General features: G+C 38.4%; 18 protein-coding genes. 2 read left to right on the top strand and 16 right to left on the bottom strand.

The features are described from left to right. Positions 1-17 precede the first annotated feature (17 nt). The 3 genes from ACSFVZ_RS07315 to ACSFVZ_RS07305 are packed head-to-tail and all read right to left on the bottom strand — an operon-like array spanning position 18 to position 1,677. A complete protein-coding gene (locus ACSFVZ_RS07315; RefSeq protein WP_199527273.1) occupies positions 18-641 on the bottom strand; it encodes a GDSL-type esterase/lipase family protein in 624 nt (207 codons plus the stop codon). After that, positions 641-1,165: a DsrE family protein gene (locus tag ACSFVZ_RS07310; RefSeq protein WP_435558496.1), complete on the bottom strand. Its 525-nt coding sequence runs from the start codon at positions 1,163-1,165 to the stop codon at positions 641-643. The genes ACSFVZ_RS07315 and ACSFVZ_RS07310 overlap by 1 nt, the downstream gene beginning before the upstream one ends. A 47-nt stretch (positions 1,166-1,212) precedes the next feature. Beyond that, on the bottom strand, positions 1,213-1,677 hold the full coding sequence (locus tag ACSFVZ_RS07305) for a flavodoxin family protein (RefSeq protein ID WP_435558494.1): 465 nt from the start codon (positions 1,675-1,677) through the stop codon (positions 1,213-1,215). Positions 1,678-1,754: 77 nt separating this feature from the next. Here ACSFVZ_RS07305 and soxR point away from each other — a divergent pair, with 77 nt between their 5' ends. Further along, the gene (gene soxR / locus ACSFVZ_RS07300) at positions 1,755-2,210 is read left to right on the top strand and encodes a redox-sensitive transcriptional activator SoxR (RefSeq protein WP_435558493.1); all 456 of its coding nucleotides are present in this window, start codon (positions 1,755-1,757) and stop codon (positions 2,208-2,210) included. A gap of 58 nt (positions 2,211-2,268) precedes the next feature. Further along, entirely contained in the window at positions 2,269-2,868 is a 600-nt protein-coding gene (locus tag ACSFVZ_RS07295; protein ID WP_249930191.1) for a hypothetical protein, read from the top strand. A gap of 43 nt (positions 2,869-2,911) precedes the next feature. Here ACSFVZ_RS07295 and ACSFVZ_RS07290 read toward each other — a convergent pair whose 3' ends face one another. From ACSFVZ_RS07290 to ACSFVZ_RS07230, 13 genes are all read right to left on the bottom strand, one after another. Continuing rightward, a complete protein-coding gene (locus ACSFVZ_RS07290; RefSeq protein WP_138557118.1) occupies positions 2,912-4,078 on the bottom strand; it encodes a lipase family protein in 1,167 nt (388 codons plus the stop codon). A 30-nt stretch (positions 4,079-4,108) separates the two neighbouring features. Continuing rightward, positions 4,109-4,624: a DUF6795 domain-containing protein gene (locus tag ACSFVZ_RS07285; protein WP_171040397.1), complete on the bottom strand. Its 516-nt coding sequence runs from the start codon at positions 4,622-4,624 to the stop codon at positions 4,109-4,111. A 141-nt stretch (positions 4,625-4,765) separates the two neighbouring features. Beyond that, positions 4,766-5,524, bottom strand: coding sequence for a hypothetical protein (locus ACSFVZ_RS07280; RefSeq protein ID WP_138557117.1), 759 nt, complete (start codon positions 5,522-5,524; stop codon positions 4,766-4,768). A gap of 45 nt (positions 5,525-5,569) precedes the next feature. Next, positions 5,570-5,836: a hypothetical protein gene (locus ACSFVZ_RS07275; RefSeq protein ID WP_135926863.1), complete on the bottom strand. Its 267-nt coding sequence runs from the start codon at positions 5,834-5,836 to the stop codon at positions 5,570-5,572. Between the two features lie 132 nt (positions 5,837-5,968). Further along, positions 5,969-7,117 (bottom strand): lipase family protein, encoded by a 1,149-nt coding sequence (locus ACSFVZ_RS07270; RefSeq protein ID WP_171040396.1) that lies wholly within the window; start codon positions 7,115-7,117, stop codon positions 5,969-5,971. Between the two features lie 21 nt (positions 7,118-7,138). Further along, positions 7,139-7,597, bottom strand: a complete 459-nt coding sequence (locus ACSFVZ_RS07265; RefSeq protein ID WP_349654520.1) for a DUF6795 domain-containing protein — start codon at positions 7,595-7,597, stop codon at positions 7,139-7,141. Positions 7,598-7,731: 134 nt separating this feature from the next. Then, on the bottom strand, positions 7,732-8,208 hold the full coding sequence (locus ACSFVZ_RS07260; protein ID WP_435558491.1) for a hypothetical protein: 477 nt from the start codon (positions 8,206-8,208) through the stop codon (positions 7,732-7,734). Then, positions 8,208-9,119: an Ssp4 family T6SS effector gene (gene ssp4, locus ACSFVZ_RS07255; RefSeq protein ID WP_435558490.1), complete on the bottom strand. Its 912-nt coding sequence runs from the start codon at positions 9,117-9,119 to the stop codon at positions 8,208-8,210. The genes ACSFVZ_RS07260 and ssp4 overlap by 1 nt, the downstream gene beginning before the upstream one ends. A 134-nt stretch (positions 9,120-9,253) precedes the next feature. Next, the gene (locus tag ACSFVZ_RS07250; protein ID WP_435558489.1) at positions 9,254-9,733 is read right to left on the bottom strand and encodes a hypothetical protein; all 480 of its coding nucleotides are present in this window, start codon (positions 9,731-9,733) and stop codon (positions 9,254-9,256) included. An 81-nt stretch (positions 9,734-9,814) separates the two neighbouring features. Beyond that, complete coding sequence (locus ACSFVZ_RS07245) at positions 9,815-10,141, bottom strand: hypothetical protein (RefSeq protein ID WP_138557111.1); 327 nt, start codon at positions 10,139-10,141, stop codon at positions 9,815-9,817. 287 nt (positions 10,142-10,428) lie between these two features. Next, the gene (locus ACSFVZ_RS07240) at positions 10,429-10,929 is read right to left on the bottom strand and encodes a hypothetical protein (protein WP_435558488.1); all 501 of its coding nucleotides are present in this window, start codon (positions 10,927-10,929) and stop codon (positions 10,429-10,431) included. A gap of 5 nt (positions 10,930-10,934) precedes the next feature. Continuing rightward, complete coding sequence (locus tag ACSFVZ_RS07235) at positions 10,935-15,557, bottom strand: RHS repeat-associated core domain-containing protein (protein WP_235382701.1); 4,623 nt, start codon at positions 15,555-15,557, stop codon at positions 10,935-10,937. Then, on the bottom strand, positions 15,557-16,399 hold the full coding sequence (locus ACSFVZ_RS07230) for a hypothetical protein (RefSeq protein ID WP_138557108.1): 843 nt from the start codon (positions 16,397-16,399) through the stop codon (positions 15,557-15,559). The genes ACSFVZ_RS07235 and ACSFVZ_RS07230 overlap by 1 nt, the downstream gene beginning before the upstream one ends.

The raw sequence follows: 16,399 nt of genomic DNA, 5'->3' as shown, positions 1-16,399 counted from the left end.
CCCAAGCCACTGAGTTATTAAAACCTGTGGCTTTTTTCATTTATTAGTAACTCTAGCAAATGCTCTGCAATAGCTCGATGCGACTCAAGGGTTAAATGTATACCTTCTTGCTGGCAAGGCGGAGCTATTGCTGTGATATCCAGGAACAGCGTTTGCTGTTTCACACACAGTTCAGAAAAAGCCTTAACTAGCTCATTAGACTTTGCAGCCGCCCCCGCATAAATAGATTGATATGCGCCAACTTCATAAACCCTAGCAGCGCTTAGTATTATAATTTTGGGTAAGTCTCGATGTAGATAATATTTCTTTATGTTTGAGATGAGGGCTTCTAGTGCCTTGGCAATATCAGCAACCGACAGTGCAAAACGGCGCTTTAAATCATTCGTGCCGAGCTGAATAACAATCACATCTAAATGATAAGCCGCTAGGTAAGGCTCTAAGTACTTAATACCCAGTTTATCGCCACTGAAAGGTGGGTCGTTCACCAGCGTGCGATTAGGCTGGCCAGCTTCAATAACTTGGTAGCCGGCACCTAATTTAATACCCAGTAAACTAGGCCAGCGCTCATCGGCTGCAAAGCGCTTACCATCGACGGGCGAAATACCATAGGTGTTTGAGTCACCAAAACATAAGATATTCATTAGAATGGATTCAGAGTGTAACCTTGTTGCTGCAACTGTGCATGCGCCGTCATTGCCGACAGCGCCATTTGCACACCAGGAATAAGCTGTTGCAGCTTTACCTTCATGTGCGTTGCAGACTGCCCACACACATACACAACGGTATTATGTGCCAACAATTGTGAGATCAATTGCTGATTTTTATTGTCACTATCAAAGCGCTGTTTATAAAAACTGTTTTCCAGTACATCAACACTTGCGCCACCATGCACAACTAAAGCAAGTTGAATGTTCTCAGGCTTCACACCATGGGCTATATGCATATTAATGAACCGTGCTAATGAGTTCATTTTATTATTCTGCGCCCCTTTTTCTGCCGCATCAGCGACATCAAATGCCACTTTGAACACCGTTTGATCAGAGATTGGCGCATGATTTGGCACATCATAATAAAAACCAAAACCTTTGATAGCAGGCTCAGCTTGCTCTGCATAACTAAACGAAGATAATAAGGCTAAAGATAAACCTAATAGTGTTGATTTCATGAAAGTTCCTGTTGTTTTTTACTTTAGCCTACCTTGTTTAGACGCGTTTAACTAGCATCAATATGTTGATGCGCTTTAAAGGTCATTCCTAAGTAATTGAAGGTGTTTTTAAACATCTCGATAAACGCGTTAGGTGCGTGTGCAGAACCTGCATTTGACAGCAATGAAAACTGCTTTTCACGCAGTGTTCTCAGTTTTTGCCTTAGCGTTTCATCATCCATATAATCAGTGATCCGGTCTAAAAATGCTTTAAACTGCGGTGTGGTGTTATACCAATATACTGGTGATGCAAGCACCCAATGTTGATAATTTAACAGCGCTTCAAATACCGCATAAAAGTCATCATTTTTATATTGCTTGTCATAGCAATAAGGCGAGATAACATAGTCATCTAGGCATACCACATCGCCACCATATTGCGTTTTATAATCATTAACTTGCAAACTCGTATTACCCTGTTTTCGCGCACTTGAATAAATAATTACCGTATTTGTTGTTGGTTTTTGTTGCATTACTATCACTCCTTTTTTTATGATGTGCGCAGCGTAAAACCTCAAGCTAACTTTAGGTCAATACCTTGGAGCAAATTATGGCAGATAAAAAACTTATTGATGCAAACCTATCTGTTGGCTTTGTCGCAAAACGCAGTGGCGTAAAAGTTTCAACCTTGCATTTTTATGAGTCGAAGGGGCTTATTCGCAGCTGGCGAAATAATGGTAATCAGCGCCGCTATAAACCCGATGTATTGCGCCGAATTGCTGTAATTAAAGCTGCACAAACTATGGGCATAACCCTTGAAAACATTAAACAAACATTAAGCACCCTACCTGATCAGCGTACACCCACTAAACAAGATTGGGCAGCTCTTTCAAATGTATGGCAAACTCAACTAGATGAACGAATTCAATACATGCAGCGTTTACGCGAGCGCGTTAACGGTTGTATTGGCTGCGGCTGTTTATCAATGGCAAAATGCCCTATCTACAACAAAGACGACTATTTAGGTGAAGAGCACAGCGGCGCTGTGCTTTTAGAAAGAGATTAAAGTTTATAAATTAAACAGCTGTGAAATACTAAGTAAAAATAATAAAAGGAATTTAATAATGGATATAGGAAATAAAAATACCCCAAAGATAACCACCGCATTTAAAACCGTTGATAATAAAGAGCTAAAAAGTATTGGCTTTTGGCTAAACCAATTATTCCTCGTTTTTTCAACTATTTTTGGGGTTTATCTTGCAGCCCAAAGTGGTTTAGAGCAAGCTTTAAAATTCGACTCATTCAGTAAAATGGAAGATAATTATTATCTTAGAACCTCTCTATATGATGAAGTTAAAGATAATGCTGAACATCTCAAAAAATTTGCTAACTTACTAGCAAAAAGCCCGCCTAAGTCCGAACTTGAATATAACAAGCCAACAATCGAAAAGTATATTTGGCAGACCATGCAATATTCCCCCACAACTTTAGAAACGCCTAGTGAGTTCTTAACTGAAATTCGTCGTTTTTATAACAAAAGTCAATTTATAATTGATGCAGCAATCAGTAGAAAAATGTCGGCTAAACATGCTTCAGAGCTGTTAAATGAAGAGGTCGATATCATAAATAACAAGACGCTACCAAACTTAAAAAGCAGTGCATTAAAGCTACAAAATGAGCTGAATAAGAATGGAATACAAATAAGCTCATTAAAAGAAAACTAAAAATAACAAAGTGGGCATGCTATTCAGCATGCCCACTTTGTTATTAATCTAAGCCATTTAAGCCGTCTTTTGCGGCGCGATAAAGAGCACCAAGAGTCGAGTCAAAAGCCCACTTAATAACACTGTATGTTAGTTCTACGGCTTTGCTAACAACTTTGCCAGCAAAGACCAACATATGACCAATGAGGCCTAGTGTTTGTGCAGCAAATGATGCTGATGCTTTCGCTATTTTATCTAAAGTTCGAGCAAGCATGTCGTAAAATGTCAGGCCTGTTCCAATCGCTGCTTGTGCTGCAACAGCACTGTAATAACCAGCGTCTTTTAATAAGGTAACAAGCGCCGCACCTAATTTATCTGCCCAATGTGAATTGAATGATGCTTGATTACGATCTTCAAAATTTAAACGCACAGGTGTATTTAGATAATGATTCGCACGAATAGTCAGGTTACCCCAATCATTACTATTTGCGGTATTGATGTAGCCAGGTGTACCACTGAGTTTGTGGGCAGCACCTTTTAAACCTTGCCCGCTGTCTAAACGAATTTCTTGGCCCTTATAAGGAGCATGAGAAAATGGCCATAACGGCACTTTAGTGACAGGATCGGCACCATGAGTACAACGATAAATCTTATCGATTCTGCCTGTTGCGGCTCTTGAGAAGTTATCTAGACCAACACGAGGAGAACCAAATGTATACAGCTTTACAGGTAACGAATATTCAGCTTTGATCCAATCTGCCGCTAACGTTGCAAGTGCACCACCTAAGCTATGGCCAACTAAATGTACGCATCCTGTTATTTTGTCACGTATATTTGCTGTTACAAACTCTTGCAGGCCCGGCTTCATGGTGTAAAACGTTTTATTAAACCCCGCATGAACCATACTACCGTTTGAACCACCACTTAAACCGAAGTTTGCATCTGTTAAACCATCTCTTAAAGAGGCTGTGCCGCGAATTGTGATAACAGAATCACCTTGAAACTCATTTTTTCCGTGTGCAACTAAACCAAAGCCTGTGCTTAAGCCAAATAAATGAGAGAAAAACCCACCCGACACACCTTGTACAGCACTTGGGTTAATTGAGAAATTAAAATTATTTCGCAAAGATGCATGCAATGAGTGATTAAGTAAATTTGTTGTTTTAATACTTTTTGCTTTATAAGCAAGCTCAGCGAGTTGCACCGCTTGAGTAGGCGTCAAGGTATTCATATAAGTTCCCTTTGTATGAGTCGTTTTAGGTTAAAGTTTACATGATGTATAAATCGCAAAAGTATGGCTTGTATCTTCTTCGATAGGAATATCGTATGTTTGTGGCTCTTTAGAGATATCGCATTTTAAATCAGCAAGTAATCGTTTGAGGGTTTTACTGTTTTCATGAAGTGAAACAAGTGTATACCACAATACTATTCCCTCTGGCGTGCCATTCTCTAAATAAATGTGCTGTACCAATGAGTCATTATCGAACATGTTAGCTGGCTTACTGGTTTTAATTGTTTTTTCTGAAAACGTAAAATAGCCCTGTTCATCAGTTACTGTTTCGTCGATATATTCATCACCGTAAGTAAGTGAACGCATCACTTTGGTATTTGCAACAGGTTTTCCATCATCAAATAACTGCCCTTTTACAGGAGCAGACAAAATAAAATCACTTTTATTAAAGAAACCAAACATATTCGCAAATACCTGTGTTGTAGTGAATAAAACAAATAACGTAGCAATTAATATAGCTAAATGACTAATCCTTGATGAAAACACACCAAGCCTCCTTGCAATGCAATTTATGGCAACAAAAACCTTATTATGCTGACTTATACATTATTAATTCACGCAGAATAAAAACAACAAAACAGGTACAAATAATAACTGATAAATAAACCTACTTGCAAGGTTAAAAAATCAGACTTGAGTACTAAAAAACACTGCATATATAATTTTCACGATAATAGCTAATCCTATTCCCATTGATAATACATATGCATAGAAGAAAGCAATAGCGCCGCCAGAGGGATCATTTACTTTATCAATTGCTATACACATTGAGCAGAAAATAAAAAATATGGCTATATTTATAAACAAGCCAAGAATAAAACTGCCATCAACGAGTGGAGATATACCTATTAACGCAGCCGCAAGTATCAAGAAAGTACCTGATAATGCTGGCTTTAACTGAAAGCGAAACTCGAGTACTTTAAGTAAAAATGTAAAAACCATTAAACCTAAATAGTAAAATGAAGGCCAAAATAGCTGATAAAATGGCTCAACTAACTGATCAGTATCAGCAATTGTTGTCTGAACTTCTGGTGAGTCTGTAAATAATGAAATTAACCAATATATAACGCCAAAAATAAGCAGCCACGACGTCACAAAACGCAAAGTTAGGATGATATCCAATGGCCTTTTGCCCTTTGACTCTAAAGTTTTAGCGAGTGTTAAACCTAATAGTGTGACGCCACTTAACATCCCAACTGCGAACCAAAACTGCTCCATGTAAAAATAAGCAACACTAGGCGTGATACCCAAAAGACCAAAGTTAAATAGCATGACAGTTGAATCTTGCGAGTCTTCATTAAGATCAACTTCTTTTGCAAATAACGCAAAGTAAATAAACAATGGCTGTAACAGCAGCATAAAAATGCACGCATTCATTAATGACATAAACCTTCCTTGTTCTTTGTTTACCTAAACTCTGACTTTTGTAGATTACTGATTAATTCTTTGAAAATAAGGCTTAAGCTTTAAAAGTCCTGACTCAAGTTCAAACTTTTGAATGTTTGGATTGGTGGATTTTAGGCCATTAACTAAATGACTATGGATCATCGTAGCCATCCCCTCAAAGCCCGCTGGCGCACTGGCTAGCAAGTCTTTTAATAAGGGTTGAATAAGAACCTGATGTTCTTCGATTAAGTCCGGTTTGTTATAAACATCGTTAACTAGTTGAGTGAGTGTTTGTTGATGTTGTTGTTCCATACTGTTTCTATAGCGCATTTAATAGCGTTTATAGCTCCTTGCTGTGAGATTAAACTTCTTGATTTATAATAGGTGAATAAAGCCCATGAGTTTTAAATTAGCGTATATGGGCTTCATACAATATGACCTTGTTTAACTAATTCCAATATAAGGAGATACTTTTACTGCTGCTATTACTAACTGATTGAGTTTCTCTAGCATCCAATAAAGTATTTTCTTCACTTTGGAATAGGTAATATCAACCAAAGTAACGCCAGACTTACCAACAAAGTTAAGTATATGGCCTAGCACCCCTTTACAATCTTCTGCATATTTCGAGGACATTTTTGATATTTCAACCAAGCTACGCGCTAAAGCATCATATATAGTCAAAGTACCAGCAACGACACCTTGCGCTAATATGCTAGTTATTTTGCCACTCTCTCGTAAGAGCGTTAATAGTGCGCTCGTGATTTTATCTGCCCAGTGAGCATTAAATGATGCATGATGGCGATTAACATACTTTAAACGTGTCATCGTCAAATTAGATAATGAGCCTCTTTCCATACTTTTATAGTCTGGGTAACGAGATGCGGTATTAATATAACCTGGTGCATTCCCTGCCATTTTGTGAGCAGCCCCCGTTAAAGAAACACAAGTACTAAGCCTATACTCGCTCCCAGCATGTACAAATGGCCAAACAGGTACCATAGGGACAGGATCACTCCTGTGTACTGCACGGTAAATACCATTTAAATTTGTTTCAGTTTGAATCGCAAATGGGTTGCAACCGACTCTAGGAGCACCAAATGTGTATAACTTTACCGGCACCTTAAATTGCGCCTTAATCCAATTAGCTGCCAATGTTGCAATTGCTCCGCCTAAACTATGACCGACACAATGAACTGGTCTGCTACCTAATTTACTGAGTATTTTTGATAATTGTGGTTTAATAGATTCAAAAGTACGATTAAAACCTGCATGTACGGCTTTATAGTTTGGCCCCACCGTCATTCCGCAATGTAAATCTGTTAGTGTGTCAGCAATGCCTGCAGTACCACGGAAAGTAATGACAATTTCATTTTCATAAATACCACCGTTTCTTCCTTCACCAATATACCCAAAGCCACTACTATGATTTAAAACATGCTCCAAACAGGTTCCAGTAACCCCTTTTAGTGATGACTTACTGTTAAAAAGAAACTGCTTTGCCAGAACTATAGGTACATCTAACTTACCTGTAAGACTTTCATAAGCAAATTCGGCAAGGTTAACTGCCAATGTTGGGCTCAACGTTTTCATATTCATCCTTAAATAGAAAAGTTAACTACTAAAAAATTGTGTTCCATCATCCTCAAGTTCAAAAACTTCAAAATCATTTTCCCACCTGCAAATACTTAACCCATCGAATTCCAAACTCGGGTTTTTCTTATTGGGAAAAGTGAATCGCACTTCTTGTGAACTTAAATCTCCATTCAGGGTAAGTAATTTTTCTTCTATCTCTTTGAATGGTTCAATACCAAGTTGTTTTGTGTTCCATAAAACATACGCTTCTTCATTACTTAAAATTGTAATGCGTTGTAATACAACATCGTGAACAAACATATCACCAGGCTTTTTTGACGTTATTAAAATTTCAGGCATTGAAAAATAGCCATTAGCATCTGTTACCGTTTCATCAATTTCAACAACTGAGTGAGCATAAGTTAACTCACGACGTATCCTTGCTCCATTTACCGGCTCTCCATTATTCAAAATACAACCCTTGACCTCAGAGCACATATGAATGTCGTATTTTTTTATCAACCCAAACATACACTTAAACCTCCCTTTAATTTATGACTGAAAGAATTTGTTACCTTCTCGGTATTATAAGTTTTTAGCTAAGATGCTTTATCCCTGAAAATTATATGGTATTACTTTCGATTCTGATTTCTATTGCGGAACACTTCTTGCTCAATTGCTGAACGAGCCTCTTTTATATCCTTAAAAAAATCAAACTGATATTGAACTAAGTTTTGGTATTTTTCACTTTTAACTATATAAAACGCGAGTAACATCAATACGATATTGATAGCAGAAGCTATTTTATAGGTAGCTCCATCAATTAATATAAAAGCAGGCATACAAATAAGTGCTAAAAATAACGCGTAATACTTTAAAATTTTTGCACACGTATAAGAGCCGTGGCTCACTTTAAAGTTTATTAGACAAAACGCTGTACCAACAGAAAACAAAATACCGATAATCCATTCAGGCTCGGCACTAAAATATTGCGTTAAGAAAGTCATTCCAGAAAAAACAGTTCCCAAAAGTAAAAGCACGGTAACAAATAAAAATGACCGCAATAATTCCCAAGGTGGAAATATCGACACTCTATAGTTTTTTGACACTATTTACTAAACTCCTCATAAATTCCAACAGCAAGAGAGTTTACACCCCCTGATAATGCACTTCCGCTAAAGCTAATAGATGCACCTACAGCATCTTTGATTTGCAGCTTTAAAGCTTGTGTAATCTGTAGTCCACTATACCTTTTAGGAAATTGCCCTGTTCTGACCATTCTTTTCAAAATATTATTAGACACTCCAGGATGATTCATCCTAATTATATCCTGCGTTAAACGCTTCCTTTCACTACGAGTAAGCCCTTTTAGTAATACATCTGTACTCTTGTTTGTATTTGCTTTTAATAATTTCACAGCTTTTAATGTTGCAGCCCCCGCAGCTGCTGCACCTGCTAATGAAATCACATCTAACGCCATGGTTACATTTTGATACCATTCTTTAGAGTCGTACAAATCATTTAACTCTGGATTTACGCTTTCGTTATAAGTTCGTACCCCTCCGTTAATACATTGAAGTGAGCTTGCCGTACTTGCTGCTACAGCCAAATAAGTAACTGCTGAACTTGTCCCTCCAGAGAGTGGAATTGCAGCAGCACTTCCAAATACAACGATCCATCCTAACACTGCAGCGCTACAGCTTAAGACTGTGCCAGCAATTTCACCGACTAAACGAGATTCTCGTACATTGTTTTGACTATTTTTAAGATGGCCTGCAAACTCAGCCTGATTCATATTTCTAGGCTGTTCACGAAGTACTACCTTGGTGGGGGCTAAAGACGTGCCACTATAAGGTCTTAACTCTACGACAGTAAAACTTGAATCTATATATACAACCCCGGCACCTGCCAAGCGAGGTATCTTATCGATACTTTTAAAAAGCCGCTCTTGATCCATTTCAAAACTAAGGCGTGCTCTTAACCCCCTTTCTTTGTATCGATGATAGCCACTATTGAACATTATTGAATCCTTTCTTTTCATTTAACTTCTATTAATTCACCCAAATCATTCTACAAATTTTATTTGAAGTATATTCAAGCCTTCTGCTCTAATGGGTATAGTATGGTATTAATTTACTAAAGTATCCCAAGCTTTCATTTTATGGTTAATTCTGAACCAAATGGTACTTTAAGAGTTTCTCGTACATATACATCTTTAGTCACAGGAGTAATTCCAGATAACAAAAAGAAAGTATTTAAATCTAAATAAACGGTCAACTCTCCTTCAACAGTCTCAAATGGGTTGTTATATAAATCGCCCGAATTTTTAAAGCCCAATATATCAAAGCAACCTTCGATATCATTTAAATCTAAGTTTAAGTTTCGTAGAAACCCAAAGTGTTCATCACCATCATCACTTGAGGGTAGATGAAATAAGAAAACCCCTTGTTTTGGTACATTATATTTCTCAATACAGTCCTTACATAACCATGAGCAAGTATAATAGTCATCAGTAATTCCTATAACGTAAGGTACTGGCTCAATTTCCATCCTTCTATCAGCCTTCTTTTTTAAATGCCGACACACTTTTATAGGCTTGTTAAAGGGGTCAGGAGCATTGTCATAGCGACTCATTTAATTTTCCTGCTTTTAGATTCAATATTCTAGAATTCAGTTTATAGATTATTAATTTTTAACCCAATTGCATTCCATATGCTAATACCAAACTGCGCTGAAAATTAACCAAACAAGCATAAATATTAACACTGGAGCAACCTTGAAAATGACTTGTGGCAGATAAGTAGATTGATTCCAAGTAACTAGAACCCTATCCTTTTTAGGTAATTCTGACACCACCCTTAGATAAGCAACCATATACACTACAGAAGCGATTAGCCAAAGTAATATACCGGCACTTTTGGCTAACTCAGCAGCGTATAACGAAATAGGGAAAGGTATAAGAAATACGGCAACATATATGAGCGCATAAAGTTCAACTTTACACTTTTGTTCATCATTAAAAAACAAATCATTCCCCTGCATAAGTTAACACTCTTAAAATAGTGAATTTTATCACTATTTTAGCCACATGCCTTTCATCACCTCACGGCAAGCCAAAAAAACAAGCCAATAACTCCCCTCTCAAAAATAAGCGAATTAAAATAAATTTTAAATATGCGACTTTACATATTATTTACAAAACACAAAGACAATAAAAATAAATTAAAATACTTTTCAGCTTTCTCTATAATATTCCACACACTTTTTGATTCCAATTAACTTACTCAATACAAAAATACCAAAATGCAATCAATAATTAGTAAAAAAGTTCAGGAATATTTAGCAGCTATTTTTTTCATCTCTTCTAACAATCCACCTTTTAACATGTAATTAGGTATATCCCACCTTTGAGGTGCTATGTTAGAAATATAGCTTTTCCTATTTCCGTTCCAAATATTCAACCCAGGTAGGTTTTCAGCACAACAATGAATCATTGCATTAATACCAATCGTCTCTCCATCAAACTCAGCCGATATGCTTCGCTCAAAGTTTGAAAACCCCCCTTCACTTTTCTTTTTAAAAAAGCCATTTTCTATTTTATCAATTATCCAAGGCAATGCAGTTAACGGGTATTCAGACTGCGTATATCTTCTTATTTTTTTCATTTTAGAATAGAAGTTAGAGGACACGATTAAATAACCCCCTTTTTTAATAAGTAAGTTTCTTTCATCTTGAAACATCTCATAATTAAGAGCCAAAAGTACTACTTCATCACTCTGCAAATTTTTATGATCAATTAGCCCTAAAGGAGACTTTATTATATCCTTCACTGTATTTATCCTTTAATAGGTGTTAAATGGATTGTCGTTACATTTTTCATTTCTGCAATTGTAGGGGGGTCATTTTCCAATGTTAATGTTTCTACCACACCATGGTCGTTTCCGGCATGTCTGCACTGCGTCATCCCATCACCAGTAAATTCACTATTCGCGCCAAACTCTGTCCTAAGGGCATGCCGTGCTGCAAATTTATCTTCTTTCACCTTATCATCTAGAGATTCTATAAACTCATCTTGATCCTTCGGATTAAACTCATTTAAACCATTTTCCCAATATTCTCTCATATGAGCAGCATACTGCTTTTGATAATCAGAATTTAGAACACTACCTAAAGCATCATGGTGTTTTGGTTCAAGATGTTTCCTCGCTGGTTTTTCTAATTCACTCCACGTGGGCACAAAGGTATTTTCACCAAAACTATTCAAATCTTCACCGCGATCAACTATATGAAGCACATACTCCTTAGATGGGTCACAACCGGTTGCCAATAAATCTGCAATTATCTGTGGGTCGCTGTCAGCATTCTCAAGCATATCAAAACTAGTTGCCCACATTGCGACTAAACCATTTGGTTTTTGGAAGGCTAATTTTGCATCAGCATTATTATTCACTGGTTGAAAACTTACTAGGAATCGTGACTTCCCAACAGAACCATCTTTTGATTTTTTCACTAACTCAGCGTCAGTATATTTTGCTTTGTAGCCATCTTTAATAATATTCTTACGAGCAATATCTAACCTTTCCAAGCACTCTTCGAGAGATTTTGGTTCTGGATTTGAATCGACTTTTTCCTCTTGAACTAACTTTTCAGCAGTACCAAGGTTAATATGGTTAACCATTTCATCTGCTGTATAAGGAGATGCATCTTCTGGGAGTTGGGATAGTTTAATGATTTTTACTTTTAGTTCAGGTGAAATAGCTGAATTAGCATCAAGTGCTGCTTTTACTTTTGCCTGTCCTTCTTTACATAACAACCCAAACGGATCTACCCAATTAACCGGATTCGGCGCATATTGGTAGTGGTTTATGCCGCCTACTAAGCCTATCGGGTCTTGGTTTATAAAGCGTTGTTGTTTGGGGCTGTAATAGCGGTAGCGGTTGTAGTGTAGGCCGCTTTCATCATCAAAATATTGTCCTTGAAAACGTATTGGCTGAGTGAAGCTGTTTTCTTTATTAAAGTCAGTATCGGCTTTTGGTTCTTCATAGCCGTACACATCGGCGTGGTTTTGCCATACAACTTCTGCATTGTTGTTTGTAACAAAACGTGGGGTATTTAGTTGGTCTAGGTGATAGTAGTACAGCTCACCTTGTTTAATCAGTGCGACCGGGTGAAATTGATTGGGTAAGTTGATGTACCAGGTATACTCGCCGTGCTGGTATTCACCTATTAGCTGGTCGTTATCCCAAATATAATCAATCTTGCCATGCTCAGTCTGCTTAGCAATGCGACGACCCAGTGGGTCGTAGTCGTAATGTGTTAGCGTGCCGTTGTTGTTAAAGCTGCTTAATTGGTTGAACGCATTGTATTCACGGTGCGTTTTTATACCTTTGCCCGTTTCGCGTACTTGGTTACCACAGTCATCGTATTCAAAATCGCTATCGCCAAAATGGGTTAACCTGTCAGCATCGACTTGGCTATGTGTAACAGCATCATTAGCTTCTTGTTTATTGACTGCTTCATCATGCTGCACTTGAGTTTGGCTAATCGGGTTACCAAAGCTGTCCCACTGAAATTGCTTGGCTTTTTCTGGCGCTTGTGTACCCGAATTTGCACCAGCTAGATTTTGCTGAACTAATTGGCCAAGGCTATTGTATTCAAACTGTGTATTTTGGCAGCTAATGCCTTGTTCTTCACGCGCAATGAGTTGATTAACCGCATCATATTGATAATCACAGCTATCAAATAATGTGCGCTCTGGATGTGATAGTTGCTGCTGCGTTAAACGCCCAAAAACATCAAACGCCTGATTAAGGGTAACCTGATTACCGAAACCCTGAGTTTTGATATTATTTTGGCTGTCGTAGCCAAGCTCAACGAGTTTTGCTAACTCACCATCCGCTCGCTTTACCTTTATAGCACTTAACTGGCCAAAAATATTGTAGTTATAATAAAGGGTTGTTGAGTCTGGCAAGGTAAGAGACTGTCGTCTGCCATAGTCATCGTAGCTGTATGCAAGTTTATGAGTTTGAGACTGGTTGTGGATTTGCTCAACACTGAGTAGCCGTCCGCCTTTATCAAACGACTGTTTAATCGTTGATTGCTCATTATGAGCACGCGCTATTTTACCCTCTGGCGTATAACTGTAATGGTTAGCGTTATTAACTATGTGTTTATTTGTGGCTAGACTTGCGTGCTGCGAAATAACGCGGCCTAGCTTATCACGCTTAATATTTACATGGCGTTTGTCGCTTTGCGTGACAGCCACTAAACGATTACATGCGTCGTACTTAAATTGCTGCTCAGTACCATCAAAACCCGTGATTTGTGTTGGGTTTTCATTTGCATCGTAATTGATACGATAAATATGGCCGTCACTACGCTCGATTGCGGTTAAATTTCGCTCTTTATCATACGTTAAATGCAGTGCACTGCCATCTGGCTGGATCACGCAGTGGGGCTGGCTTAGTCCCTCAAAATGCTGCTCTGTGGTATCACCATTACCGTTTTGCGAACTAACTAATCGACCAGCATCATCATAAGTAAAAAGCTGCTGTTGTTTGTTATCAGGGTTACTTTGCTCAAACGCGGTTGTTTCAACTAGTTGCCCTTGCTCATTATATTTATATTGAGTAAGCAGACCGGCTTGGTTAATGGTTGCGTTTACACGACCGAGGTTATCGTAGCTGTAACGAATGAGCTCATCATTATGCTGCTTTGCAAGTAGCTCACCTTGTTCATTCCATGTGTATTTTAATACATGACCATTTGGCGTGACATGCTGGGTCAAATTACCTTGTTTGTCGTAACTGTAAAGTGCTATTCGCCCATCTGCTTGGGTTTCACTTTGTAATAACCCTGAGGCACTGTATTGGCGTTTAATCTTCTCGCCATTTGGCAAAATAACAACGACTTGTTGACCAAGTTGGTTATAGCCAAATTGAGTGCGGTTACCATCAGCTTGGGTGACTGATTCAAGTTGGCCGTATTCAGTATAGGTATAAAGCGTTTGATAGCCTAGAGCATCAGTTTGCGCTACTTTTTGTCCAAGCGAATTGTAATCATAGCGTGTGATATTACCATTGGCATCAGTGTGCTCAATCAGCTTACCTTGCTCATTGTGAACAAAGTGCTCTTGGTTGCCGCGTGAATCTATACTGGTTGTTTTATTGCCTTGATACTCGAACTGATAGCAATAGGTATTGTCATCACCCCACTGTTTAATACATTTGGCATCATAACCATATGAGTCCCACTCAAAGTGATGACTAAAACCGCTTGCTCTAGTTCGCTTTATTAGTAAATTTGCAGCGTTATACTCATAACGCTCTTGTTCAGCAAATTGGTTTGTTGCCACCACTAAGTTTGACTGTTCATCATACTCATAACTGGCTAACGGCTGATCTAAAAGAACTAATTTTCCTTGTTCATTAGTACGATAAGCGTGCACCGTTTTGAGCAAACCGTGCTTATTATATTTCAGTACACAACCGCGAACTTTGTTTACTTCAATACGGTGTAAACGCTCCATCGAATCATAATAAAAACGGGTGCTTTGACCTTTTTCATTGATGATTTTTTCGAGCAACCATGCTGATCCACCCGGCATAAACGTCAAGTGTTTATCATCTGGTGTTACTAATACTTGCTTGCCATTTTCTTTATAATGAAGCACCAAGTTACTACTTAACTGATAACTCGATTGCCCCGGCTTCACTTTTTCAAACTTATGAGTCGCACCATGTTCGTCGTGATACTCAAGCCAGTAGGTGCCCTTTTTCTTTGGGCCCACTTTCGGCGGTGGTAGGTAATGCTCGGTTAATTGCACTAAATAATCGTGTCGCCAGCCATTTCCCAGTATTGTTTTTTGATTACAGTGAGACGAACGATACAACCGACGCCACGTTAAAGGCCTATTTGCGGCTAATGAGAAGTCAGTTAAAGGAAGAATTTCTTCGCCTGTTAGCATCGAAACCGGGTCTGAACGGCATTCTTGTTCTGTTATAGGCGATTCACTTGCGGTTGTGTTACTGGCACTGCCCTTATTGCTAGCAGGAGCTTGTGTTGCTTTTTTGGCATTACCATTACTTGGCACAGCCGAAGATGATGAGCTGCTACTCTGTGATGAGCGAGTATTATCACTGACTTGAATGGTGCTTTTTACTTGCTGCTGGAAGCAAGTAATAGCACCTGAGGTTAAGGCTTTTATCAAAGCCGATGCAGTTTCACGCGCTGTTGCTTGCCTTGGACAATTAATACCAGCAACATTTAACAATTGAATAAGATCTAATCGTTTAGCAGCATCGCCACTTAATACCGCGCCAACCTCTGCTACAAATTTGTAGGCACTATCCGGCGTATTCGTTGCGACAGCAATAAATCCACTGGGGGCTGGCTGTTTAGCTAACACGAGGCAGATGGGATAACGTGTTCCCTGTAACACAACTGCTTTACTATCCATTAGTTGCACATTTCCTTACTTATCCATAAGTATGACGCGACGGCTTGGTACTTGTTGTACTCTTGCGAAATTATTAACGCCTGCCCAAAACGCTCAGCATAAAGTGAGCTATTTGTCAGGCTTGCGAGGTTTACAACCCCTTCTATTGCTCCCATTTTGCCTAATTTATAATTAGGAAGTTGGAACATCGTTTGTTCATTAATTTTTTTACTTAAAACAGGTAAATAACTTACCCAATCATCACTTTCTAGGCCATTACCTGGGGCAAATACTAAATCTATTTTTTGTTCATTTAGCGATAAAATACGTTCAAGCTCTGCATGTATAGGCTGATGTTTTGCTATATCCACAGAAGAACACATGCTCGTAGATTGCAACGCCCAGCCTACCTGAGTAAATTCAACACATGCCTTACAAGCCGCTATACCTAAATATTCAAAGCCGTTATGCTTTGAGGCTTTAAACACACCATCAATTGCTACCACATCAAAAGCACTAAAATTTTGCTCTTTAGCTATTGCAATCGCACTGTGCATACCGTTTGCGCCTTCAAAAATCATCTGTTCGACAGCAATGCCGTAACGCTGCTGAAGGCTATTTATAAATAGTGTTTTATGATCAGTTTGAAAAGGCAGTGCCGGTAATAACCAAATTAACGGTTGCTGCACGTCTGACTCTTTCAATACTGACTTTGCTTTTACAATACAGTCATAAATAAAGGCATCAAATGAATGCCAGTTTTGCACTTGCTCATGACCTGAGCTCCCCTCTAGTACTAATACTTCTGGGGCTACTTCATAAGGTGTATCAAACTGCTGTATTGAAATTTTAAATGCACTCAA

The organism is Pseudoalteromonas nanhaiensis (assembly GCF_051235485.1).
Classification (GTDB): domain Bacteria; phylum Pseudomonadota; class Gammaproteobacteria; order Enterobacterales; family Alteromonadaceae; genus Pseudoalteromonas; species Pseudoalteromonas lipolytica_C.
This window is presented reverse-complemented; position numbering and strand designations above follow the sequence as displayed.

Excerpts from the sequence above, each read along its gene's own strand:
- ACSFVZ_RS07315 (WP_199527273.1), bottom strand. The coding sequence starts at position 641 with ATGAATATCTTATGTTTTGGTGACTCAAACACCTATGGTATTTCGCCC.
- ACSFVZ_RS07310 (WP_435558496.1), bottom strand. The coding sequence starts at position 1,165 with ATGAAATCAACACTATTAGGTTTATCTTTAGCCTTATTATCTTCGTTT.
- ACSFVZ_RS07305 (WP_435558494.1), bottom strand. The coding sequence starts at position 1,677 with ATGCAACAAAAACCAACAACAAATACGGTAATTATTTATTCAAGTGCG.
- soxR (WP_435558493.1), top strand. The coding sequence starts at position 1,755 with ATGGCAGATAAAAAACTTATTGATGCAAACCTATCTGTTGGCTTTGTC.
- ACSFVZ_RS07295 (WP_249930191.1), top strand. The coding sequence starts at position 2,269 with ATGGATATAGGAAATAAAAATACCCCAAAGATAACCACCGCATTTAAA.
- ACSFVZ_RS07290 (WP_138557118.1), bottom strand. The coding sequence starts at position 4,078 with ATGAATACCTTGACGCCTACTCAAGCGGTGCAACTCGCTGAGCTTGCT.
- ACSFVZ_RS07280 (WP_138557117.1), bottom strand. The coding sequence starts at position 5,524 with ATGTCATTAATGAATGCGTGCATTTTTATGCTGCTGTTACAGCCATTG.
- ACSFVZ_RS07275 (WP_135926863.1), bottom strand. The coding sequence starts at position 5,836 with ATGGAACAACAACATCAACAAACACTCACTCAACTAGTTAACGATGTT.
- ACSFVZ_RS07270 (WP_171040396.1), bottom strand. The coding sequence starts at position 7,117 with ATGAAAACGTTGAGCCCAACATTGGCAGTTAACCTTGCCGAATTTGCT.
- ACSFVZ_RS07265 (WP_349654520.1), bottom strand. The coding sequence starts at position 7,597 with ATGTGCTCTGAGGTCAAGGGTTGTATTTTGAATAATGGAGAGCCGGTA.
- ssp4 (WP_435558490.1), bottom strand. The coding sequence starts at position 9,119 with ATGTTCAATAGTGGCTATCATCGATACAAAGAAAGGGGGTTAAGAGCA.
- ACSFVZ_RS07250 (WP_435558489.1), bottom strand. The coding sequence starts at position 9,733 with ATGAGTCGCTATGACAATGCTCCTGACCCCTTTAACAAGCCTATAAAA.
- ACSFVZ_RS07245 (WP_138557111.1), bottom strand. The coding sequence starts at position 10,141 with ATGCAGGGGAATGATTTGTTTTTTAATGATGAACAAAAGTGTAAAGTT.
- ACSFVZ_RS07235 (WP_235382701.1), bottom strand. The coding sequence starts at position 15,557 with ATGGATAGTAAAGCAGTTGTGTTACAGGGAACACGTTATCCCATCTGC.